Raw genomic sequence first — 22,505 nt, forward strand, 5'->3', positions numbered from 1 at the left:
GGGGCCCCACATGGCCAGGGCCAACGACGAGGTCGAAGCCCTGCTCCGCGAGTACGCCGACCTCGTCCGGATCACGGGCGGCGACGCCTACAAGGCGCGCGCCTACGAGAAGGCCGCCCGCGCCATCGGCGGCCACCACGAGGACGTCTCCCGGCTCGACGACAAGGAGCTGCGGAAGATACCCAGCGTGGGCAAGTCCGTGGCCGAGAAGGTCACCGAGTACCTGCGCACCGGTGCCGTCCCCGCGGTGGAGGAACTGCGCGCCCGCATCCCCGCGGGCGTGCGCGAGATGACCGCGATCCCGATGCTGGGCCCCAAGCGGGCCATGCTGCTCTACCGGGAGCTGCACATCGCCTCCGTGCAGGAACTCGCCGACGCCATCCACGCGGAACGCCTGCGCGGCCTGCCCGGCTTCGGCCCCCGCACCGAGGAGAACATCCTGCACGGCATCGGCCTGCTGCGGTCCTCGGGCGGCCGGGTCCCGCTGAACGTCGCCATGGAGGTCGCCGAGGAGGTCGTCGCGGAACTCTCGGCGCTGCCCGGCTGCGAGCGCTGCACCTACGCCGGTTCCCTGCGCCGCATGCGGGAGACCGTCGGCGACGTCGACGTCCTCGTCGCCGCCGAGCGGTCCGGGCCGTTCATGGAGGCGTTCACCCGGATGCCGATCACCGCCGAGACCGTCGTGCGGGGCGCGAAGAAGACCTCGATCCGCACCACCAAGGGACTCCAGGTCGACCTGCGGGTCGTGCCGCCCGACTCGTGGGGCGCGGCGCTGCAGTACTTCACCGGCTCCAAGGCCCACAACATCCGCACCCGCGAGATGGCCGTCCACCGGGGGCTCAAGCTCTCCGAATACGGGCTCTTCGACACCACGACCGGCGAGAGGATCGTCTCCCGCACCGAGGAGGAGGTCTACGCCCGGCTCGGACTGCCCTGGATCCCGCCCACGCTCCGCGAGGACCGCGGCGAGATCCAGGCGGGTCTGGCGGGAGAGCTTCCCGACCCGCTCACCGAGCGCGCCGTCCGCGGTGACCTGCACACCCACACCGACCTCACCGACGGCCTCGCGGGGCTGGAGGAGATGGTCACCGCCGCCGCGGCACGCGGCTACGCCTACTACGCGGTCACCGACCACGCCCCGAACCTGTCCATGCAGCGCATGACCGACGAGAAGATCCTCGCCCAGCGCGAGCAGGCCCGGCGCCTGGACCGCGCCCACCGGGGGATGCGCGTCCTGCACGGCACCGAGCTCAACATCGACCCCGACGGGGGCGTGGACTGGCCCGACGAGTTCCTGGCCGGCTTCGACCTCTGCGTGGCCTCGATCCACTCCCACTTCAACCAGGGCCGCGACGCCCTCACCCGGCGCCTCGTGCGTGCCGCCGAGAACCCCCACGTCCACGTCATCGGCCACCCCACCACGAGGCTGCTGGGCAGGCGTCCCGCGATCGACGCGGACCTCGACGAGGTCTTCGCCGCCTGCGCCCGCACCGGCACCGCGCTGGAGGTCAACGCGCAGCCCGACCGCCTCGACCTCGGCGACGAACTCATCCTGCGGGCCCGCCGGCACGGCGTGCGGTTCGCCGTCGACAGCGACGCGCACTCCACCGTCCACCTGGACTTCATGCGCTACGGCGTGGGCACGGCCCAGCGCGGATGGCTCACCGAGGACGACGTCGTCAACGCCTGGCCGCTCACCCGGCTGCGCCGCTTCCTGCGCAAGGACGGCCGTACGCATCCGTGACCGTACCCGGGGTAGGCGCATCGCGACGACCCGCACCACGGCCCGACATCGAGGAGGACACGATGCTGCTGCTGGGACTCGTGCTCATGGGCGCCACCGCCGCCTTCACCGGACTCCTGATCGCGGAGAACCTCGGCGGAGGACCCGACTACACCGTGACGCTGTTCGGCTCGGACATCGGCACCGTCAACACCCTCGGGGCGTTCCTCGCCGGCCTCGCGCTCGCCCTGGTCTTCTGCCTGGCCTCGGTCATCGCCCTGGCCGGCGCCGGACGCGAGCGCAGCAGGCGCGCGGAACTCCGCCATCTGCGCCGCCGGGCCCGTGCCGCCGAGACCGCCCCCGACACCGCCGCCACTGCCGGCACCACCACCCCCGCCGCCGGTGCCGCCAGGACCGAGGACGAGACGGTCACGACGCAGAAGACCCCCACGACGACCGCGCGCCGCCGGGGCATGCACCTGTTCGGACACTGAGCCACCCGGCGCGCGGCGCGTCCGCACGCCGGTACGTACGACGGACCGCCGGAGATGCCTGCCGGACCCGCTGCCGCCATTCTGGGAACGGGGCAGGACAAGGAGGCCGGTACGTGTCCACCACGAAGATCTGCTGTGTGGCGGGCGCCCCGTGCTGGGTCAGCCTGATGGCACGCGACCTGGACGTGGCGAAGGCGTTCTACGGACCGCTGCTCGGCTGGGAGTTCGAACCCGGGCCCTCGCGGTGGGGCGCGTACGAACGCGCGCTGGTGAACGGCACCGAGGTCGCCGGGATCGGGGCCATCGCCCGGGACTGGGAGACCTCGGTCAACTGGACCACGTACTTCGGGGTGGAGAGCGCCGACGCCACCGCCGCCGACATCCGCGACCGCGGGGGTACGGTGGCCGTCGGCCCGCTGGACTTCGACGCCGGCCGGCTGGCCCTGGTCGCCGACTCCATGGGCGCCTCCTTCGGCATCTGGGAGGGCGAGCAGGGCCCCGCCCGCAAGCTGCGGATGCCCGGCGCGCCCTCGTGGATCGAGCTGCGCACCCGCGACGCCTTCGCCGCCGCCATGTTCTACGGCGAGGTCTTCCACTGGGACCGGCGCGGCCCCCGCTACGTCGTGGAGTGGGAGAACGACCGCGTCGTCCTCTATGTCGACGGGCACAGCGTCGCGGGGATCCGTGGCGGGGGCGTCGAGGCCGCGGCCGACCCCAAGGTCCGGCCGCGGTGGCACGTCTTCTTCACCGTCGCCGACGTCGACGAGGCCGTCCGGCGCACCAAGGACCTCGGCGGCGAGGTGACCGGCGAACCCCTGGACAGCGCCTACGGCAGGGTCGCGGGCATCCGGGACCCGGAGGGCGGCCTGCTCTCCCTCGTGGCCGACCACCAGTAGCACGTGCCCGCCGCGTCCCATCGGATGAACCTCGCCCCGCCATCGCCCCGCCGGGTCGCGGACACCCCGGCGGGGCACTAGAGAAGCGGCCATGGAGTGGTTCACCGCACCCGACTACTGGCTGAGCCGCGTCGTCGTCCAGCGCGGCCTCGGGGTGCTCTACCTGGTGGCCTTCCTCGCCGCCGCCCTGCAGTTCCGCGCCCTGATCGGCGAACGCGGACTGCTGCCCGTCCCGCACTTCCTGCGGCGCGTGCCGTTCCGCCACGCGCCCAGCCTGTTCCACCTGCGCTACTCCGACCGGCTCTTCGCCGCCGTCGCATGGGGCGGGGCGGCCCTGTCCGCTGCGGTCGTGGCGGGCGCGGCGGACCTCGTGCCGCTGTGGGCCGCGATGCTGATCTGGGCGGCGCTGTGGCTGCTCTACCTGTCCATCGTCAACGTCGGCCAGACCTGGTACGCGTTCGGCTGGGAGTCCCTGCTGCTGGAGGCCGGCTTCCTGGCGGTGTTCCTCGGCAACGACGACACCGGGCCGCCCGTGCTCATCCTGTGGCTGATGCGCTGGCTGCTGTTTCGGGTCGAGTTCGGCGCCGGACTGATCAAGATGCGCGGCGACGCCTGCTGGCGCGATCTGACCTGCCTGTACTACCACCACGAGACGCAGCCCATGCCCGGCCCGCTCAGCTGGTTCTTCCACCACCTGCCGCGCGGAGTGCACCGCGCCGAGACCGCCGCCAACCACTTCGCCCAGCTGGTCGTGCCCGTCGTCCTGTTCACCCCGCAACCGGTGGCGGGCATCGCCGCGTGCGTCGTCATCGTCACCCAGCTGTGGCTGGTGCTCTCGGGCAACTTCGCGTGGCTGAACTGGCTGACGATCGTCCTCGCCGTCGCCGCGCTCGACGGCTCGTACCTCACCGCGCCGCCGCCCGCCGCGTCCGTCCCCCCGCCCGCCTGGTACGCGGTCCTGGTGATCGCCGCGACCGTCCTCGTCGCCGTCCTCAGCTACTGGCCGGCCCGCAACCTGCTCTCCCGCGGCCAGATGATGAACGTCTCCTTCAACCGGCTGCACCTGGTCAACTCCTACGGTGCCTTCGGCAGCGTCAACCGGATCCGGTTCGAGGTCGTCGTCGAGGGCACCGACGCCGCCGAACTCGGCCCCGACACGGTCTGGAAGGAGTACGGCTTCAAGGGCAAGCCCACCGACCGGCGCCGGCTGCCCCGCCAGTTCGCCCCGTACCATCTGCGCCTGGACTGGCTGATGTGGTTCGCCGGGATCTCCTCCGCCTACGCGTGGAGCTGGTTCATCCCGTTCGTCGGCAAGCTCCTGGAGAACGACCCCCGCACGCTCCGCCTCCTGCGCAGCAATCCCTTCCCGCACGCCCCGCCCACCTACGTCCGCGCCCGCCTCTACCACTACCGCTTCACCGACTGGCGCACCCTGCGCGCCACCGGTGCCTGGTGGGACCGCAGCCTGGTGCGCGAGTACCTCCCCCCGGTCGACCGCGACACCCTGCGACGCCACGGATAGCGAGCGCCGATCTCCCGGGGCCGGACGGGCACGGCCCTTCGTGACGACCGGCCCCGGGACAACTCCCCGGAGCCGTCCACGGGTTCCGGCCGCCCCCGCGCCGGGATCCGCACGGGGGCGACGGGCGCCGTCAGTCGCGCCAGGGCGTCGGACGGATCTCGAACCCGGTGAGGCCCTCCGGCTCCTCCTCGAAGACCTCCACGCGGTCCACGATGGACAGCGGCGAGCCCTCGTGCGCCCAGGCCACCATGGACTCCACGGCCTCTTCCGCGCCCTCGAAGACCGCCTCGACCGTTCGGTCCGGACGGTTGCGGACCCAGCCGCTCACACCGAGCCCGTCCGCCGTCACGCGGCAGGTGTCCCGGAAGTACACCCCCTGGACGTCGCCCGAGACCGCGACCCGCCGCCGGATCACGGCCACACCTGGCGGACGGCCTCGCCGAAGGCGTCGGCGTCCAGCACGGCCGCACCGCCGGGGTCGTTGTTGAAGTACACAAACACGTCGGAGTCCTCCGGCCAGGTGTCCGCGATGCGGTGTGCCCAGGTGGTCAGCGCCCGCGGACCGTAGCGGGGCCAAGGCCGGGCGATGCCCTCATGGAAGCGCACATAGCCCCAGTCCGCGGTGCGCCACAGCGGCGTCGCCGGCCGCGCCCGCCAGTCGGCCCAGCACAGCGCGGCGCCGCGGCGCTTCAGCACGGCGCGGATCTCGGGGGTCCACCACGTGGCGTGCCGGGGCTCGACGGCCACCCGCACACCGTCCGGGAAGCAGCGCAGGCACGCCTCCAGGACGCGGGCGTCCGCCCTCAGATTGGGCGGCAACTGGAGCAGCACCGGTCCCAGCCGGTCGCCGAGTCCCGCGGCGTGCGTCAGCAGCCGGCGCACGGGCTCCTCGGGATCGCGCAGCCGCTTCATGTGGGTCAGGTAGCGGCTGGCCTTGACCGCCATCACGAAGCCCTCGGGCGTGTGCTCCCGCCACGCGGCGAAGGTCTCCGGGGACGGCAGGCGGTAGAAGGCGTTGTTGCTCTCGACCGTCGCGAAGTGCCGGGCGTACTCCTCCAGCCACAGCCGCTGCGGGACGTCCGGCGGATACAGCACGCCACGCCAGTCCTTGTACTGCCACCCCGAGGTTCCCACGAGCACGGACATGGCGCGGTCCCCGCCGATTGATTGCCGGACACTGTTCAGGGTAGGTCGTAAGGAGTCCCGCATCTCCCGCTCGCGGGGGTGGAATCATGCACTTCACAGACCGCGCGGATGCCGGACGGCAGCTCGCGGAGCGGCTGCGGCATCTGGACTTCGACAATCCCATCGTGCTCGGCCTGCCGCGCGGCGGCGTGGTCGTCGCCTACGAGGTGGCACAGGCCCTGCACGCGCCCCTGGACGTGATCGTCGTCCGCAAGCTCGGCGTCCCCTACCACCGGGAACTGGGCTTCGGCGCCATCGGTGAGGGCGGCGCCAGAGTGCTCAGTGACGACATCGTCCAGATGAGCCATGTCTCCCACGCGGACATCGACGCCGTCGAGCACCGCGAGGAGGCCGAGCTGGCCCGGCAGGCGCACCGCTTCCGCGAGGGGCGCCCGCGCATCGCCCTGTCCGGCCGCACGGTGGTCGTCGTCGACGACGGCGTCGCCACCGGAGCCACCGCCCTGGCCGCCTGCGAGGTGGCCCGGGCCCAGGGCGCGGCCCGGGTCGTGCTCGCCGTCCCGGTGGCCTCGCCGCAGGCGATGCCCGCCCTGCGGCACGCGGCCGACGACGTGGTGTGCCTGTCGGCGCCGAGCGCCTTCTTCGCGGTGGGGGAGTGATACCACGACTTCTCCCAGACCGGCGACGACGAGGTCTCCGGGCTGCTGAAACAGGCCGCCGCCCGGGGACCGCGGAGCACCGAGGTGGAGCTCGCGGTGGGCGGCGAGACCGGTGCGCGGCTCGCCGGGACGCTGACCATGCCGGCCGACGCGCGAGCCCTGGTGATCTTCGCCCACGGCACCGGCAGCAGCCGGCACAGCCCTCGCAACCGGGCCGTGGCCGCCGCCCTCAACCAGGCCGGGCTCGGCACGCTCCTGTTCGACCTGCTCACCCCCGCCGAGGAGGCGGACCGGGCCAATGTCTTCGACATCGAGCTGCTGGCCACCCGCCTGGTCGACGTGACGGAGTGGGCCCTCCGGGAGAACCTGCCGGTCGGCTACTTCGGGGCCAGCACCGGCGCGGCCGCCGCGCTGTGGGCCGCCGCCGACCCCCGGGCCGCACCGTATGTCTCCTCGGTGGTCTCCCGGGGCGGCCGCCCCGATCTGGCGATGCCCAGGCTCGGCGGCGTACGGGCGCCGACCCTGCTGATCGTCGGCGGGCGCGACACCACCGTCCTGGAGCTGAACCGGCGTGCCCAGGAAGCCCTCACGTGCCCCAGCCTGCTGCACGTGGTGCCCGGCGCGACCCACCTGTTCGAGGAGCCCGGAGCGCTCGGCGAGGTGGCCCGCCTGGCGCGTGACTGGTTGGCCGGTCACCTCCCTGCGACGGCCGGTCCGTGACCGTACCCTGAGGTCAGGGGGCATGGAAGGGAGCAGGAGGATGCGCCGATGAGCAGCACGGTCACCATGCTGGACTCACTCCCGCCGGCCCACCGCAGGGCCTTCCTGGAGCACGCCAAGAAGGTGAGCTTCCCGCAGAGCTGGCGCATCTGCGACGAGGGCAGATTCGCCGACCGGTTCTGGGTCGTCGAGTCCGGTGCGGTCTCCATCGACATGGACGTGCCCGGCCGCGGCGCCGTCTCCGTGGAGACCCTGGGCCCGGGTGAACTCGTCGGCTGGTCCTGGCTGTTCCCTCCCTACCGGTGGCAGGTCGGCGCCCACGCGCTGGGCTCGGTGGGCGCGTACGAGTTCAGCGGGGCCGAGATCCGCGACCTGTGCCGGGAGAACCCGGTGCTGGGGCAGGCCATCGTGCTGGCCGCCGCCCAGACGATCGCCCAGCGGCTGGGATCGGCCCGGGCCAGGATGCTCGACATCTACGGCCCGCGTCTGCAGGAGCACTCCTGAAGGCACGGCCGACCCTCGGGGGTGCGCCCTGAGGGCCTTCGCCGGCCGTCGCGATCCGGCCATGTGCGCCGGACGCGGCACCTGACCGGCGTGCACCGGGGGCAACTGCCGGTGGCGCTCGGCACGGTCGTCCGGGCCCGCCTTCAGCCGGGCCGGCGCGGTGGTTGCGGCGGGAGGGCCGCCCCTGGGCGAGCGGCTCGATGCGCGTCGGGGTGTCCCGGGGCCGGGTCTCAGCTCACCCAGCTGTCCGCGGTGCCCCTCGTGCCCGCCGGCTGTCGCGATGCGGCCGTGTGCGCCGGACGCGGCACCTGACCGGCGTGCACCGGGGGCAACTGCCGGTGGCGCTCGGCACGGTCGTCCGGGCCCGCCTTCAGCCGGGCCGGGGCGGTGGTTGCGGCGGGAGGGCCGCCCCTGGGCGAGCGGCTCGATGCGCGTCGGGGTGTCCCGGGGCCGGGTCTCAGCTCACCCAGCTGTCCGCGGTGCCCCTCGTGCCCGCCGGGCGGCGGAACAGGGCCTCGCGTTCCGCGTCGTACAGGACGAACGACCGGTGCGTCCGCGCGGCGGGGCGTACCGCGACCACCTCCGACGCCCGGAAGCCGGGCCATGCGGGCCCCGTGTGGCCGGCACCCTCCGCCGCCTTCGGGACCGACAGCGGATCGCCGCTCGCGCAGCGCACCCGGGGCACGCCGCGGTCGTCGACCAGCACCGCGGTGCCCGCCTCCAGCACCGCCGCGAAGGAGGTGGCCGAGCCGTTGTCGAAGCCGTGGTCGGTGACCCGGGTGTCGGCGCGCAGCAGCGCGGGGGTCAGCGACTTCAGGTACCGCCCGATCCCGTCGGCGTCGATGCCCGCCACCCGGGCGAACGCGGCCGCCTTGGCCGGGGTCCCGGTCAGAAGATCGGTCTGCCCGCCGACGTCGCAGGCGGACTTGCCCTTGGTCCCGCCGTACAGCGCGCGTGTGGCGCCGGAGACGCTCGGCGCCCCGTAGGCGGCGGAGGGAGCGGGGCTCAGGCTGGGCGTCGGGGCGTTCGCGGGCGGAGACTCGCGGACCGTGCCCGAGGTGAAGGCGTCCGGGCCCGCTGCCTCCGCCGGCTGGAGCACGATCCGCGCCCGGCCGGGGGACGGGCTCCCCTCCGGGGCGGCGGTGCCGCCGCCCCCGCCGTCGCGTGTGGCCAGGAAGACGGCCAGCACGAGTACCGCGGCGCCCAGCGCCGCCAGAGCCGACAGCCCGGCGCTCGACTTCCACCACGGCCGGCGCGCGTGCGCGGGCTGACGAGGGTCGGGGCCGGGGCCGGGCGCGCCGGATGGTTCCTGGGGCGGAGGAGACGTCACTCCGCATTCTCCGTCCACGCGCCGCGAAGGCCGCAAGCCGGGATGTTCCGGACGGGCGGGCCGCGGCCGGGCTGCTTAGCCTGACACCGTGACCCGGCATCCGCCCTCCGCCCCGCACCCCGCCCCGGGGCTCACCCACGGCTGGCTGCACGCCCTGGCGGCGGTCGTGGCCGGGTACGCCGTCATGGTGGTCGTGGCGGCCCTGGGCCTCTGGCTCGCGGGGGCCTCGGGGCTGCCGCCGGGCGCCTTCCTCCCGGTCATCGCCGCCACCGTCGTCATGGCCCTCGGGGGCCGGGTCAGCCTGGAGGGCGGCGCGGGTGCCATCGCCCAGTCGGACGCGGCCGTGACCGTCGTGCCGCTCTCCGTCGCCCTCGCCGGGGCCCTCGTCACGGCCTACGTCGTCGTACGGCCGCTGCGCCGGCACGCGGTGGTGGCCGGCGACCGGCTGCTCTGGCTCTTCGTCCGGACGGCGCTGCTCTGGGCCCTGGCCACCCTGCTGATCGCCCTCGGCGCACGGCACACGTTCACCGTCTCCACGGGCGAGGACTTCCTCAACGACCTCGGCGAGCTGCTCGACATCACGCCGACCGTGGGCTTCCGCGCCGACATCCCGGTCACGGTCGTCGCGGGCCTGCTGTGGCTGGCGGTCGTCCTCCTGCTGGCCTTCGCCGTGTCACGGAGCGCGCCGCTGCCCTCCCGGCTGGTGCCCGTGCACACCGTCGTGCGGCCGGCCGCCCGCGCCATGGTGGGCGTCCTGCTGGCCTACGTGGTCGTCGGCGGCGTGATCGCGTTCGTCACCGCCTTCACCCGCGCGGAGCCCGCCAACAGCTTCGCGGTCGTCTTCCTCGGTCTGCCGAACGTGGTCTGGCTCGCCTTCGGACTCGGCATGGGCGCCTCGTGGCACGGCAGCGTGGAGGGGGCGCTCGGCGTGCCGATGCCCGAGGCGCTGGCAGCCGTGCTCCGCAGCGGGGGCGGTGACGTCACCCTCGACCTCGCCGCGCTCTCCGAGCGGGACGGCCGGGCGTGGTGGCTGGTGGCCGCCGCAGCGGTCGCCATGCTCGGCGCCGGCTGGGCGACCGCCCGCCGCGCCCCGCCGGGCACGGGGCACGTCCGCAACGCGGTCCACCTGGCCGTGGCGGCCGCGGTGGCCATGCTGCTGATCGGTGTGCTCACCCGCATCGACGCGCACTACGGTCTGTCGCTCTTCGGTATCGGCGACCCCTCCGACACCGGCGGCCTCGGTGGGTCGATCGTGCTGCTCCCCCACCTGCTCCCCGCCATCGGCATCGCGGCGCTGTGGGGTGTGGCGGCCGGTCTGCTGGGCAGCATGGCCGTGCACCTGCTGGCGCGGCGGCGCGCCGCGCCGCAGTCCGGGGGCGCCGGGCGCTGATCGCCCCGGCAGCGCGGCCGGGGCCGCCGGTCAGGGTTCGCCCGTCCAGGAGATGGGATGGGTCTCGGTCGGGGACGCGTCCCCGCCGCGCGACGGTCCCCTCGACGGCTCCGGCATCGGCTCCGGCATCGGTTCCGCCGCGGGTTCCGCGGGCGGCATCGCGGGCGGTTCCGAGGTGGCGTAGGTGGCCATGCGGGCACCGTCGCAGTAGCACCAGCGGTCGTGTTCGGCGTCGAAGAGCCACACCGACTCGCCGTCCACGACGGCGCCGATCCGCACCCCGGTCGTCGCCCGGTTGAAGGTCTCCAGGTCGATCCGGCCGGCCGCGAGGTCCTGCACCAGCGCCTGGTAGCCGTCCAGCGCCTCCACCAGCCGGCCCAGCAGCGGCCGGGCGTCCGCCGTCCGCGCCGGGGACCCGCCCACCGCCGGGGGCCCCTGCGGCACCGTGATGAGCAGCCGTCCGTCCACCCACGCGGACCAGCCGTTGGAGCACACGATCCGCGCCCAGTCGCCCCGGTGCTCGGTCACCCGCACCGGCAGCAGGGGGTCCAGCCCGGCGGAGGGGCTGGAGTCGTCCGGGGCCTGCCAGGTGGGCAGTCCGGTGGCCGGGGCGACATGGGTGGGGACGAACTCGGGCTCGTACATCAGCGCCTACCTCCGCATGACGGCCGGCTCCTGCCGCCTCAGCAACCTGGCGACGACGAGACCGAAGGCCGCCGACAGGACGACGAGCATGCCCATGTCCAGCAGCCACATCGAGGGCACGGACCGGAACAGCGGGTCGGAGGTCACGTTGCCGGGCGTGATGGCGTGCAGATCCAGCGTCGCCGCCATCGCCCCCAGCGCCCAGCGCGAGGGCACCAGCCAGGCCAGCTGCTCCAGACCCGGGACCCCGTGCAGGGGCAGCAGGGCACCGCAGAAGACGACCTGCACGATGGCGAGCAGCACCAGCAGCGGCATGGTCACCTCCTCCTTGCGCACCAGGGCCGAGATCAGCAGCCCGAGCATCATCGAGGTGAACGCCAGCAGCGCCACCGCCAGCGTGATCTCGGCCAGCGGCGGCATCAGCACCCCGCCGCCGCCCTGGGGTCTCAGACGTACGCCGATCAGGGCGACCATCGTCAGCAGTACCGCCTGCGCGATCGTGATCAGCCCCAGCACCACGACCTTGGACGCGAGGTACGCCGAGCGGGACAGTCCCACCGCCCGCTCCCGCTGGTAGATGACGCGTTCCTTGACCAGCTCGCGGACCGCGTTGGCGGCACCGGTCAGCACCGAGCCGACGCACAAGATCAGCAGCACGTTCAGCGCGTTGTTCCGGCCCAGCGATCCGCCCGCCAGGGCTCGCGCCATCCCGCCCATGACGAAGGGCAGGGCGATCATGATCGCCAGGAAGGTGCGGTCGGCGGCGAGCGACGCCGTGTAGCGGCGTACCAGCGTCCACAACTGGTCGCCCCAGCCCTGCGGCTTGGGCGGTTCGAGGGGTTCGAGGTCCGCCGGGGCGGCCGGTTCCGCGGGCTCCAGCGCCGCCGCCACGTACTCCTCGTAGAGCGGGGACGCCTCGTACTGGCCCGCCCAGTCGCGGTTCTCCTGGCTCTCGAACGCCTCGAAGGCTTCCGGCCACTGCCGGAAGCCGAAGAAGGGAAGGGTCTTCGAGGGCGGCCCGTAGTAGGCCATGCGCCCGCCGGGCGCCATCACCAGCAGGCGGTCGCAGACCTCCAGGCTCAGCACGCTGTGCGTCACCACGATGACCGTGCGCCCGTCGTCGGCCAGCTCGCGCAGCATCGTCATCACCGAACGGTCCATGCCCGGGTCCAGGCCCGAGGTCGGCTCGTCCAGGAAGAGCAGCGACGGTTTGGTCAGCAGCTCCAGAGCGACGCTGACCCGCTTGCGCTGGCCACCCGACAGCGTGTGGACCGGCTGCTTCACCCGGGCCTCCAGGCCCAGTTCGGCGATCACCTCGTCCACCCGGGCCTGCCGCTCCTCCTTGGCGGTGTCGCCGGGGAAGCGGAGTTCGGCGGCGTACGACAGGGCGCGCCCCACGGGCAGCTGCTGGTGCAGGATGTCGTCCTGCGGGACGAGGCCGATGCGTTGGCGGAGGTCCGGGTACTCCCGGTAGAGGTCGCGTCCGTCGTAGAGCACCGAGCCGCGGTCCGCGGGGCGCAGCCCGGTGAGCGCGTTCAGCAGCGTCGACTTGCCCGAGCCGCTCGGCCCGACCACCGCCAGCAGGCACTTCTCGCCGACGGGGAAGCTGATGTCGTCCAGCAGCACCTTGTCGCCGTCGTCCACCCGCACCGACAGGTCGCGGACGTTGAGCGAGACCTCGCCGATGTCGGTGAACTCCTGCAACGTGTCGCCGAGCAGCCGGAACACCGAGTGGCCGACGTCGATGATGTCGCCCTGGTGCACGACGGCCCGGTCGACGCGCTGGCCGTCCAGATAGGTGCCGTTGTGGCTGTGCAGGTCGATGATCTCGTAGCCGCCGTCGGGCAGCGACCGCAGCTCGGCGTGGTGCCGCGAGACCAGCAGGTCCGCGACGACCAGGTCGTTGTCGTCGGCGCGCCCGATGTGGATGGTGCGGTCCGGCAGCGTCCGCACCGACGTCGGCCGGCGGAAGGTGCCGGTCGCGGCGGGGGAGGCCATCGGCGGCGCCCGGTAGACGCCGGTGGGGGCCTCCGCGCTGCTCAGCCGGGCGCACGGTCCTTCCTCGGCGTGCCCGAATCGGATGACGCTGCCCGGGCCGACGCCCCACTGGCGGACCTGCCGGCCGCCGACGAAGGTGCCGTTGGTGCTCCCCACGTCCTGCAGCATCCAGCTGTCGCCGGCGGGCCGGATCACCGCGTGGTGCCAGGAGACCCGGGGGTCGTCGAGGACGACGTCGCCGTCGGGGTCGCGACCGACGTGGTAGGCCCGGCTCGGGACCAGGATCCGGGTGTCCCCGTCGGTCTCGAGCACGAGCTTGGGCGCGGTGGGCGCGGAACGGCGCTCGGCCACGCTTCGATCGTAGCCGCGGACCCGCCGCCCCGCCTGTCCCACCTGTCCCGCAACGGGCCGTCACATGGCCCTGAGGGACGGTGCCCGGGACCCTCACCAGTCGGTCGGCGCGTAGTCCTTGAGGAAGACACCGGACAGGTCCTCGCCCAGCTCGCCCCGGACGATCGGGTCGTAGACGCGGGCCGCGCCGTCGATCAGGTCGAGCGGTGCGTGGAAGCCCTCGTCGGCGAGGCGCATCTTCTCGGGGTGCGGGCGCTCGTCGGTGATCCAGCCGGTGTCGACACTGGTCATGAGGATGCCGTCGGTCTCCAGCATCTCCCGGGCGCTGGTACGGGTCAGCATGTTCAGCGCGGCCTTGGCCATGTTGGTGTGCGGGTGGCCGGGGCCCTTGTAGCCGCGGCTGAACTTGCCCTCCATGGCGGAGACGTTCACCACGTACTTGCGGCGTGCCGGCGAGGCCGCCATCGCCGGGCGCAACCTGCTGACCAGGATGAACGGCGCGGTCTCGTTGCACAGCTGCACTTCGAGCATCTCGACCGGGTCGACCTCGCCGACGGCACGGCTCCAGCTGTTCTCCGCGTCGAGGTCCGGGATCAGCCCGCCGGCGTCGATCGCGGTGCCCGCCTCGATCCGGGCGAGCGAGGCCGAGCCGCTGACCAGGGCCAGTTCCGTGACCTCCCGGGCGCGGGACGAAAGTTCCGCGCGCGGGGCGGGCAGGGCCGGCTGGGAGCCGCTGCCGAAGGCGCCGAAGACCTCCGAGGCGGGCAGCACGCCGGCCGGCATCGGCGCTGACTCGGCGGCCACCAGCTCCGCGTACGCGGCGGGGGAGCGGCGCACGGTCTGCGCCGCGTTGTTGATCAGGATGTCCAGCGGGCCCTCGGCGGCCACCGAGTCGGCGAGCGCCACCACCTGGGCAGGGTCGCGAAGGTCTATTCCGACGATCTTGAGGCGGTGGATCCACTCGTCACTGTCCGGCATCGCCTTGAAGCGCCGGATCGCGTCCGCGGGGAACCGCGTGGTGACGGTGGTGTGGGCGCCGTCACGCAGCAGCCGCAGCGCGATGTACATGCCGATCTTGGCCCGGCCGCCGGTGAGCAGGGCGCGTCGTCCGGTCAGATCGGTGCGCGCGTCGCGCCGCGCCCGGTTGAAGGCCGCGCACTCCCGGCACAGCTGGTGGTAGAAGGCGTCGACCTCGACGTAGCGCCCCTTGCACACGTAGCACGAGCGCGGCCGCTCCAGGATGCCGGCGATCTCACCGGTCACCGAGGCCGAGGGCAGCAGTCCCTGGGTCTCGTCGTCGATCCGCTCGGCGGAGCCGGTCGCGGTGGCCTCGGTGACGGCCTTGTCGTTGGCGGTCTTGGCGGCCCGGCGCTCCTGGCGACGGCGATGCTTCACGGTCCGGTAGATGCCGGCCGTGGCCTTGCGCACGGTGATCGCGTCGGGGTGGTCGATCGGCAGCTCGTCGAGCTCCCTCAGCACGTCGAGGCACAGTTCCAGACGTACCGGGTCGATGCCGGGGACGCCGTCCCAGGCCGTGGCCGTGCTCTGTTCGTTCTCGGTCGCCGTCATGCCCGCCGTCGTTCCCTGGATCGTGTGTTCCCGCTGGTTTCCTGCGGAACTCTACGGAGGGTGTGGCGCCCGGCCAAAACGGCGGCATGTGCCCGGGCCGTGCCCGGCGGCCGCCGCAGGGGCCCTGGAGGGGTTTAGGGCGGCGCCCGGGAGGTGGCCGGTGGGTGGCTGGAACGCTCACTCCAGGGGAGCGGTGGCCTCGCTCTCGTACTCGTAGTCCCATGGCTCGTCGGCCATGTGCTCCAGGCGCTTGTAGTACGCGGCGCTGTCGGGCCACGCCTGGTGCGCTCCGGCGTCCTGGACGCTGATGGCCAGCGGGTCGTACAGGATGCCCTCGGGGGGCTGCCGCCCGGATCCCAGGGGGATGCCGAGGGTGAGACCGTCCCCGGGACCGCCGTGGAGTCGGATCCTGGTGGTCATGGAGGTCACCTCCTGTATCCATGATCTCTCGCCGGGGGAGGTTTGGTGAAGAAGCCGCAGGGCGACCGGTCGCGGGCCGACAGTGCGTGAGAGATCCGTTACGTTACGCATCTCCGCCCGCGCCAACCCCGTGAGGAGCCCGCGTGCGCGAATTCAGTCTGCCCGCGCTGGTCCCGGCCACCCATGTCGGCGGTCTCGCCGACGTGGTCTTCGAGACCGCGGCGCAGGCCCCGGACGAGGTGCGGCTGGGCCGCAAGGAGGACGGCCGCTGGCGCGACGTGACCACGGCCGAGTTCCGGGACGAGGTGACGGCCCTGGCCAAGGGGCTCCTCGCGCACGGCGTGCGGTTCGGGGACCGGGTGGGGATCATGTCCCGCACCCGCTACGAATGGACGCTGTTCGACTTCGCGCTGTGGACCATCGGGGCGCAGCCGGTGCCCGTCTACCCGACCTCCTCCGCCGAGCAGCTGCGCTGGATCCTGCACGACACCGGCGCCGTCGGCTGCGTCCTGGAGCACGAGGACCACGCCATGACCCTGGGCTCCGTGATCGACCGGCTGCCCGCCGTCACCCGCGTGTGGCAGCTGGACTCCGGGGCCGTGAAACAGCTGGTGGCCGACGGCGAGCGGATCTCCGAGGACGTGGTCCACCGGCACCGGCTGGCGGTCACCCCCGAAGCCGTCGCCACCGTGATCTACACCTCGGGCACCACCGGGCGGCCGCGGGGATGCGTGCTCACGCACGGCAACTTCATGTGCCAGACCGACAACCTCATCGCCGGCTGGCGCCCGGTCTTCGACACCGGCGGCTCCGAGCAGCCGTCCGTGCTGCTCTTCCTCCCGCTGGCCCATGTCTTCGGCCGGATGATCCAGGTGGCGGCGGTGCGCGCGAGGGTGCGCCTGGGCCACCAGCCGGAGATGTCCGCCGCGGAACTGCTGCCCGATCTGGCCCTGTTCCGGCCGACCTTCCTGCTCGCCGTGCCGTACGTCTTCGAGAAGGTCTTCAACGCCGCGCGCGACAAGGCGGAGGAGGCCGGTCACCTCGGTGTGTTCGACAAGGCCGCCGACGTGGCGGTGCGCTTCGCCGAGGCCCGCGAGCGCCGTGCGCTGGGCACCGGGCCGGGCCCGAGCGCGGCGCTGCGCGTGCTGCACCGCTTCCACGACCGGCTGGTGTACGCGAAGGTCCGCGAGGCGCTGGGCGGGCGGGTCCGCAACGCGGTGAGCGGCGGCTCGACGATGGGGCGGCGGCTCGGGCTCTTCCTCGAGGGCGCGGGGGTCACGGTGTACGAGGGCTACGGACTCACCGAGTCGACCTCGGCGGCCACCGCCAATCCGCCCGGGCGGGTGCGCTACGGCACGGTCGGCCTTCCCGTGCCCGGGACGGAGGTGCGGATCTCCGAGGAGGGCGAGATCCTGCTGCGCGGCCCGGCCGTCTTCTCCGGTTACCTCGACGACCCCGAGGCCACGGCGCAGATCCTGCGCGACGGCTGGCTGTTCACCGGCGACCTGGGTTTCCTCGACGAGCACGGCTATCTGACGATCACCGGCCGCAAGAAGGAGATCATCGTCACCACCAGCGGCAAGAACCTCTCCCCGGCCGTCCTGGAGGAACGGGTCCGCGAGCATCCGCTGATCGAGCACTGCCTGGTCATCGGGAACGACCGGCCCTTCGTGACCGCCCTGGTGACCCTGGACACCGAGGCGACGACGCAGTGGCTGCGGCTGCGCGGCAAGGCCGAGGCCGGACTGCCGGAGCTGGTCCGCGACCCGGATCTGGAGGCCGAGGTACGGCGTGCGGTGTCGGCGGCCAACACACGGGTGTCGAAGGCGGAGTCGATCCGTTCGTTCCGTGTGCTGGCCGCCTCGTTCACCGAGGAGCGGGGGCTGGTCACCCCCTCCCGCAAGCTGCGGCGCCGGGCGGTCGAGGAGGCCTACGCGGCCGAGATCGACGCGATGTACCGGCGCTGAACGACGGTCACGGCTTGGGGAGCGGGCATCCCGGCAGGGTGAGGTCGAAACGGTTGCCCGTGGTCACGCACGCGGCGATCCCGTAGGTCTGCTCGGCGTAGTTGATGCCCTGGCGGACGGTGACCGTGCCGTTCGCGTCCACCTCGCAGGGGTTGTTGAGGGTGCAGCGTCCGCCGTCCTCGTTGCCCGTGTTGTTGACGGCGACGACCTTGCCGGTCGTGGTGTCGATGACCGGCGAACCCGAGGTGCCGCCGATGGTGTTGCACGAGGAGGTGTAACGGACGGAGTCCTTCCAGGTCCAGTCGCCCTCCTTGAGCAGGTGGACGAAGCCGTCGATGCTGCAGCTGTACGTGGTCTTCCAGTAGCCGGAGACCACCTTGATCGCCGTGCCCTGCACGGGGTGCGCGGCCGAGAGCTCCAGCGCGGAGATCCCGTACGAGGACTGGATCTGCGCGTAGGTGCGGCCCAGCTGGTAGACCGAGATGTCGGTGTCGGTCATGGTCGCGTACGCGAGCCTGGTGGCGCGCAGCGTGGCGACCGTACGGCCGGAGGCGTTCAGCAGGCCGAAGGAGCGCGTCGACGACTGGTTGACCACCACCTCGCCGGGGTCGAGGAAGCCGCTGGTGAGGCAGTGGCCGTTGGACAGCACCAAGGCGGGGTCGGTGGACGCGGAGTTCGGAAGCCGGATCAGCGATCCGGAGCAGTTGCTGAGCGACACCGTCCCGGCGAAGTCGACGACGGGGGCGGCCGTCCTCGCGTTCGGGGCCGCCGCGGTGTCCCGGCCGGCGGCCGAGGCCGGAGCGGCCGACAACCCGAGGGTCGCGACCGCGGCGAGGGCCGCAAGGGCAGCCGCCAAGGCTTCTTTGAGAGGTCGTTTCATGTGGGGGGTCCTCTCGAGACCGAAGTTCTTTCGGTTTTGGCATGGACATTGTTATGACTCGAGAGGGTGGTCACAAGAGGGCCCCGGCAGCGGCGGACCGCGCCCCGGCGGTGCCGGTGACGCGGTCCCGGAGCGGCGCCGCTCGCGGCCCGCCGTGTACGAAGTCCCCGCGGTCGCCCGGCCTTTCGGGACCGGATCCGGCGGCCCGGGAACCGCGGACTCAGCCGGGGAGGCCCGCGACCGGCCCGCCCGGCCGCGGGACGGGAGCGCCGATCCGCACGTCCGTCTCCCGCGGGTGGGAACCGGCCTGGGAAGGTACGGAGGCGCGCGCGGCGGCGGGAGCCACCGCGTACCGGGCGGCGCTCGCCAGGGCGCGCCGGTCCGGCAGCGAGCCCGCCGCGATCCTGGGGAGCATCGTCACCTCGGCGGTGAGACCGCGGGCCGCGACCACCCGGCGCACCGAGTCCATCAGGGTGTCCTCGCCGAGGAACGCCGCCGCGGTGCTGGGCCGCCCGTCGGCGTGCCGGTAGCGGATCAGCAGCGGCTGGACGTCGGCCCCGGCGTCCAGCGCTGCCTGGAACAGCGCCCGCCGGTACCGGCCTTCCTCACGGCCGCACCAGGTGCTGCCCTCCGGGAAGGCCACCACCGTCGCGCCCGAGCGCAGCGCCTCCGCGACCTCCGCCACCGTGTCCGGCAGCGAGCGGATCCGCTCCCGGTCGATGAAGATGGTGCGGCCGCGCACGCACAGCCGTCCGATCAGCGGCCAGTCGCGGATCTCCCGCTTGGCGACGTTGCGGCCCGGGAGGACGGCGGCGATCAGCACGATGTCCAGCCACGACACGTGGTTGGAGACCACCAGCAGGCCGCGGCCCGGCTCCCGCGGCGCAGGCTCGGGCAGCCGCACCCCGACGCCGAAGGCGGCCACCACGGAGCGGGTCCAGCGCCGGATCAGCCGCTCGCGTCCCGCCGGGCCGCACAGCGTCCCGAGCGGCACCGACAGCACGACGCCGATGAGCAGCACCACCACCGCGGCGGCGTACCGCAGCAGCCGCCGGGCCCGGCCCACGACCGGACCGTCGCCGGTCACGCACGCCTGCGGGGTGCAGGGCGCGACCGGCGACCACCATGCCGCGGCCATCTCACACCGACCCGAGCGAGCCCAGGGCACCGAAGTGGCGCAGGTAGCGTTCGTCGGTGCGCTCCAGCGAGAGCAGGATGAACAGGTCGGCGACGCCGAAGTCCGGGTCGTGGGCGGGCTCGCCGCACACCCAGGCGCCCAGCCGCAGATAGCCGCGGAGCAGCGCGGGCAGCGCGGTACGGGCCGGGCGGGCGATGCCCGCCGGGTCCCAGGGGCGGTGCGGGGAGACCCGGTACTCCTCGGGGGCCAGGTTCTTCGCGGAGACCCGGTCCCACACGCCGGCCGCCGTCGAGCCGCCGTCGGCCAGTTCCACCGAGCAGCAGCCGGCGAGCCAGTTGTGGCCGGTGGTCGCCATGTAGCGGGTGATGCCGCCCCACATCAGCGCGACGACGGCTCCGTCACGGTGGGCTGCGTGCACGCACGAGCGGCCCACCTCGACCATGTCGTGCTGGATCGGGGCGAGCCGCGTCAGGTCGAACTCGGACTCGGAGTAGGTGCGGCCGGCGCGGCGGGCGTTGGCGGGGGTGAGCAGCCGGTACGTGCCCACCACCTCGCCGGTCGCGTCCTCCTTCACCAGCAGGTGGTCGCAGTAGGCGTCGAGGGCGTCGATGTCCAGGCCCGGCTCGGGCGTGTCCAGCACGGCCCCCATCTCCCCGGCGAACACCTGGTGCCGCAGACGCTGTGCGGCCCGCACCTCGGCCTCGTCCTGGGCGAGACTCACCGAATAGCGGGGGCGGTCGGTCGGGGTGTCGACGACGGGCGCGAGTTCGTACGAAGCGGTCATGGCGCGATTCCCTGGTCAGGGGGACGGGGACACCCCTATCTGTCCCGTCGCGGCCTTGCCTTGGCGTGTCCTTGGCGGAGCGCGCAGATGTGGGCTCGCTGAAGTGCCGGTGCCGTGGGCGCGGATGCCGCCCGCTTCACCCGGAAAGCGCGCCCAGGCGGCCTTCGAGGAGCAGCAGGAGTTCGCCGAGGATCTCCGCCAGTTCCTCGCGGCGGCCCTCCGGGAGCCCCGTCAGCAGGCCCGTCTCGTAGGCGAGCTGCTCGGGCAGTACGCGGTCGACCAGGGCCAGCCCCTCCTCGGTCAGCCGCAGGTGCGAGACCCGGCGATCGCGGCCGTCCGGGCGGCGGGCGACCAGGCGGCGTTCCTCCAGCAGCTTGATCCGCTTGGTGACCGCGGCGCCCGAGGCGAAGGTCTCGCGGGCCAGTCGTCCCGGTGTCAGCTCGCCGCCGACCCGGCGCAGGGCGAGGAGGATGTCGTACTCCGGGCGGGTGAGTCCCTCGCGTCCCAGGGGCGTGTCGGTGACCTGCTGCAGCAGGGCGGCGCAGCGGTTCAGCCTGCCGATCACGGCGACGGGCCCGAAGTCCAGGTCCGGGTACACGTCCTGCCACTGGCGCAGCACCGTCGCGACGGCGTCCTCCACGCGGGATGTCCTTCCTCCGTACGCCGGCGGCTCCGGCGGCGTCCGCATGATCGTACGCGTCGTCACGCCGTGGTGACGGACCGGCCGCCCTGGCGGCGGCCCGCGAGCGTCAGGTGGCCGCGCTCCTCCGCCGCGGCGATCCGCCGCTCGGGCAGGGCCGGGCTCCGCCACTCTCCGGAGGCGGTGTCCGCGGCCTCGCGCAGTTCCAGGAGGGCGGCGGTGAGCCGGGCCCCACGGGCGACGGGGGCGGCGAGTTCGTCCTCCAGGCGCTCCAGGGCGGCGCCGACCCGGCGGCCCGCGTGGCGGTTCGGTACGGCGAAGCAGGCCAGCAGCCCGGCGGCGGCGCCGACGAGGGTGTCCAGCCAGCGATCGGCCACCAGTCGGCCCGTGGGCAGGGCACCCGCGAACTCGGTCATGATCATCGCCATGGGCGTCACGAAGGCGCTGGCGATCCAGTAGTTGCGCGCGATGGTCGCCTCGGCCGCGACGTTGCACACCAGCGCGGTCACGATGAGGGCCACGGCGCCGGTGGTCGTGAGCGGCACCAGGGCGGTGAACAGCAGCACCCCCAGGAGGTTGCCGAGCACGCGCTGCAGCGCGCGGTGCCACGACAGGGTGGTGTTGGCGGCGAAGACCGCCGCGGCGGTCACCACGGCCCAGTAGGGCCGGTCCACGCCCAGGGCCAGCGATCCCCATCCCCCGAGGGCGCTGCCCAGCAGGACGCGAAGCCCGAGCGGGAGCAGATGCCGCGGAGCGGGCCGGTGAGGCCGTCCCGCCCGGCCGGTCCGGGTTCCGGGGGAGGGTGCGGGGGTGCGCGCGGCGGGGTCGGGGCCGGGGGTGCGCGCGGCGGGGCCGGGGTCGGGCAGGGTGCGGGTACGGCGCAGGGCGCGGGCCCATTCGGTCAGCCGGGCGGCCTCGGCCGGGTCGGCGGCCTCGGCGCGCGCCAGCAGCCGCTCCAGGCCCGTCGCGTGGGCGGTCGTCCTCGCCGCGCGCAGGGTGTGCCGGGCGGCGTGCACGGCGGCGATGGCCTCGTGCCGGCTGCCGGCCGTGCCCCCGTTGGCCAACGCGCGGGCCCGGGCCTCCAGGGCCCGCGCGACGGCGGTGCGTTCGGGCACGTGGGGCCGCATCAGCACGGGGGCCATGCACACCAGCCAGGCGACGGCCCCGCCGAGCAGCACCAGTCCGGTGTGTGCGGGCACCTGCGCGGGGGACTGCGGGAGGAAGGCGGCGCTCGCCGCGACGAAGGTGAAGATCACGTTCCCGGGCGGGCCGATCCGCGTCGCGTCGCACACCACCTTGTGCGCGGCCGCGAGCAGGGCCGCCACCGCCACCCGGACCGCCGCCGACTCCGTCAGCGCGGCGGTGGTCAGCGCCACCCCGGTCCCGGCCGCCATGCCCAGGACGACCAGGGCGAGCGCCCGGGCCCGGGCCGCGAAGGGCAGCCCGTGCGCGTACAGGGCGCACAGTCCGCCTCCCGCGGCGTACGGCACCAGGTCCAGACGCCCGAGGGCCAGCAGGGTCACCTCGATCGCGCCCACGGCGACCACGACGCCGAGGGCCCGGTGGTGCCAGGCGTCCTGGACGGAGCGGAGCCGGAAGGCGCCGCGGACGGGCAGGGGGAAAGCGGACATGGAAAAAGCTTAGCAGGTGTTTTACTCGTAAAAGATCCGTGTGGCCCCGGACGACCGCGGTGGCCGGCCCCACTCCGGGACCGGCCACCGCGGAATCGTCC

At 73.6% G+C, this 22,505-nt stretch carries 19 protein-coding genes and 1 pseudogene; 8 read left to right on the forward strand and 12 right to left on the reverse strand.

What is annotated here, in order from left to right; all coding sequences use genetic code 11:
* Nucleotides 1-10 precede the first annotated feature (10 nt).
* From polX to AB0F62_RS07195, 4 genes are all read left to right on the forward strand, one after another.
* Nucleotides 11-1,744 carry a DNA polymerase/3'-5' exonuclease PolX gene (polX, locus tag AB0F62_RS07180; protein ID WP_361793078.1) on the forward strand — a complete coding sequence of 578 codons (1,734 nt, stop codon included), beginning with the start codon at nucleotides 11-13 and terminating at the stop codon, nucleotides 1,742-1,744.
* Between the two features lie 62 nt (nucleotides 1,745-1,806).
* Complete coding sequence (locus AB0F62_RS07185) at nucleotides 1,807-2,217, forward strand: hypothetical protein (RefSeq protein WP_361793080.1); 411 nt, start codon at nucleotides 1,807-1,809, stop codon at nucleotides 2,215-2,217.
* 113 nt (nucleotides 2,218-2,330) lie between these two features.
* Nucleotides 2,331-3,113: a VOC family protein gene (locus tag AB0F62_RS07190; RefSeq protein ID WP_361793082.1), complete on the forward strand. Its 783-nt coding sequence runs from the start codon at nucleotides 2,331-2,333 to the stop codon at nucleotides 3,111-3,113.
* A gap of 91 nt (nucleotides 3,114-3,204) precedes the next feature.
* Nucleotides 3,205-4,635: a lipase maturation factor family protein gene (locus AB0F62_RS07195; RefSeq protein ID WP_361793084.1), complete on the forward strand. Its 1,431-nt coding sequence runs from the start codon at nucleotides 3,205-3,207 to the stop codon at nucleotides 4,633-4,635.
* 130 nt (nucleotides 4,636-4,765) lie between these two features.
* Here the strand turns inward: AB0F62_RS07195 and AB0F62_RS07200 are convergent, their stop codons facing one another.
* Together AB0F62_RS07200 and AB0F62_RS07205 are read right to left on the reverse strand one after the other, a co-directional pair.
* Nucleotides 4,766-5,050 carry an acylphosphatase gene (locus AB0F62_RS07200; protein WP_361793086.1) on the reverse strand — a complete coding sequence of 95 codons (285 nt, stop codon included), beginning with the start codon at nucleotides 5,048-5,050 and terminating at the stop codon, nucleotides 4,766-4,768.
* Nucleotides 5,047-5,781: a DUF72 domain-containing protein gene (locus AB0F62_RS07205; protein WP_361793088.1), complete on the reverse strand. Its 735-nt coding sequence runs from the start codon at nucleotides 5,779-5,781 to the stop codon at nucleotides 5,047-5,049. Before AB0F62_RS07205 ends, AB0F62_RS07200 begins: the two co-directional genes overlap by 4 nt.
* Nucleotides 5,782-5,867: 86 nt before the next feature.
* Between AB0F62_RS07205 and AB0F62_RS07210 the strand changes: the two are divergent.
* Nucleotides 5,868-7,157, forward strand: a pseudogene (locus tag AB0F62_RS07210) (phosphoribosyltransferase).
* A 48-nt stretch (nucleotides 7,158-7,205) separates the two neighbouring features.
* A complete protein-coding gene (locus AB0F62_RS07215) occupies nucleotides 7,206-7,661 on the forward strand; it encodes a cyclic nucleotide-binding domain-containing protein (protein ID WP_361793089.1) in 456 nt (151 codons plus the stop codon).
* 457 nt (nucleotides 7,662-8,118) lie between these two features.
* Here the strand turns inward: AB0F62_RS07215 and AB0F62_RS07220 are convergent, their stop codons facing one another.
* Nucleotides 8,119-8,991: a DUF6777 domain-containing protein gene (locus AB0F62_RS07220; RefSeq protein WP_361793091.1), complete on the reverse strand. Its 873-nt coding sequence runs from the start codon at nucleotides 8,989-8,991 to the stop codon at nucleotides 8,119-8,121.
* Nucleotides 8,992-9,079: 88 nt separating this feature from the next.
* On the opposite strand from AB0F62_RS07220, the gene AB0F62_RS07225 reads away from it, so the two are divergent.
* Nucleotides 9,080-10,381 (forward strand): streptophobe family protein, encoded by a 1,302-nt coding sequence (locus AB0F62_RS07225; protein ID WP_361793093.1) that lies wholly within the window; start codon nucleotides 9,080-9,082, stop codon nucleotides 10,379-10,381.
* A gap of 30 nt (nucleotides 10,382-10,411) precedes the next feature.
* On the opposite strand, the gene AB0F62_RS07230 is transcribed toward AB0F62_RS07225, so the two are convergent.
* The 4 genes from AB0F62_RS07230 to AB0F62_RS07245 all read right to left on the reverse strand — a co-directional run bounded on the left by AB0F62_RS07230 (nucleotide 10,412) and on the right by AB0F62_RS07245 (nucleotide 15,364).
* Nucleotides 10,412-11,026 carry a hypothetical protein gene (locus AB0F62_RS07230; protein ID WP_361793095.1) on the reverse strand — a complete coding sequence of 205 codons (615 nt, stop codon included), beginning with the start codon at nucleotides 11,024-11,026 and terminating at the stop codon, nucleotides 10,412-10,414.
* 6 nt (nucleotides 11,027-11,032) lie between these two features.
* On the reverse strand, nucleotides 11,033-13,375 hold the full coding sequence (locus tag AB0F62_RS07235) for an FHA domain-containing protein (RefSeq protein WP_361793097.1): 2,343 nt from the start codon (nucleotides 13,373-13,375) through the stop codon (nucleotides 11,033-11,035).
* Between the two features lie 93 nt (nucleotides 13,376-13,468).
* Entirely contained in the window at nucleotides 13,469-14,944 is a 1,476-nt protein-coding gene (locus AB0F62_RS07240) for an SDR family NAD(P)-dependent oxidoreductase (protein WP_361793099.1), read from the reverse strand.
* A gap of 177 nt (nucleotides 14,945-15,121) precedes the next feature.
* Nucleotides 15,122-15,364 carry a hypothetical protein gene (locus AB0F62_RS07245; protein ID WP_361793101.1) on the reverse strand — a complete coding sequence of 81 codons (243 nt, stop codon included), beginning with the start codon at nucleotides 15,362-15,364 and terminating at the stop codon, nucleotides 15,122-15,124.
* Between the two features lie 143 nt (nucleotides 15,365-15,507).
* Between AB0F62_RS07245 and AB0F62_RS07250 the strand changes: the two genes are divergently transcribed.
* Complete coding sequence (locus AB0F62_RS07250) at nucleotides 15,508-17,331, forward strand: AMP-dependent synthetase/ligase (protein WP_361793103.1); 1,824 nt, start codon at nucleotides 15,508-15,510, stop codon at nucleotides 17,329-17,331.
* Between the two features lie 7 nt (nucleotides 17,332-17,338).
* Here the strand turns inward: AB0F62_RS07250 and AB0F62_RS07255 are convergent, their stop codons facing one another.
* From AB0F62_RS07255 to AB0F62_RS07275, 5 genes are all read right to left on the reverse strand, one after another.
* A complete protein-coding gene (locus AB0F62_RS07255; protein WP_361793105.1) occupies nucleotides 17,339-18,211 on the reverse strand; it encodes a serine protease in 873 nt (290 codons plus the stop codon).
* Between the two features lie 220 nt (nucleotides 18,212-18,431).
* Nucleotides 18,432-19,349, reverse strand: coding sequence for a lysophospholipid acyltransferase family protein (locus tag AB0F62_RS07260; protein WP_361793107.1), 918 nt, complete (start codon nucleotides 19,347-19,349; stop codon nucleotides 18,432-18,434).
* A 1-nt stretch (nucleotide 19,350) separates the two neighbouring features.
* A complete protein-coding gene (locus tag AB0F62_RS07265) occupies nucleotides 19,351-20,133 on the reverse strand; it encodes a GNAT family N-acyltransferase (protein WP_361793109.1) in 783 nt (260 codons plus the stop codon).
* A gap of 136 nt (nucleotides 20,134-20,269) precedes the next feature.
* Nucleotides 20,270-20,821 (reverse strand): MarR family transcriptional regulator, encoded by a 552-nt coding sequence (locus AB0F62_RS07270; RefSeq protein ID WP_361793443.1) that lies wholly within the window; start codon nucleotides 20,819-20,821, stop codon nucleotides 20,270-20,272.
* A 14-nt stretch (nucleotides 20,822-20,835) separates the two neighbouring features.
* Nucleotides 20,836-22,404, reverse strand: coding sequence for an FUSC family protein (locus tag AB0F62_RS07275; RefSeq protein WP_361793111.1), 1,569 nt, complete (start codon nucleotides 22,402-22,404; stop codon nucleotides 20,836-20,838).
* Nucleotides 22,405-22,505: the final 101 nt, after the last annotated feature.

It is taken from the genome of Streptomyces sp. NPDC026673 (assembly GCF_040638135.1).
Taxonomy (GTDB): Bacteria; Actinomycetota; Actinomycetes; order Streptomycetales; family Streptomycetaceae; genus Actinacidiphila.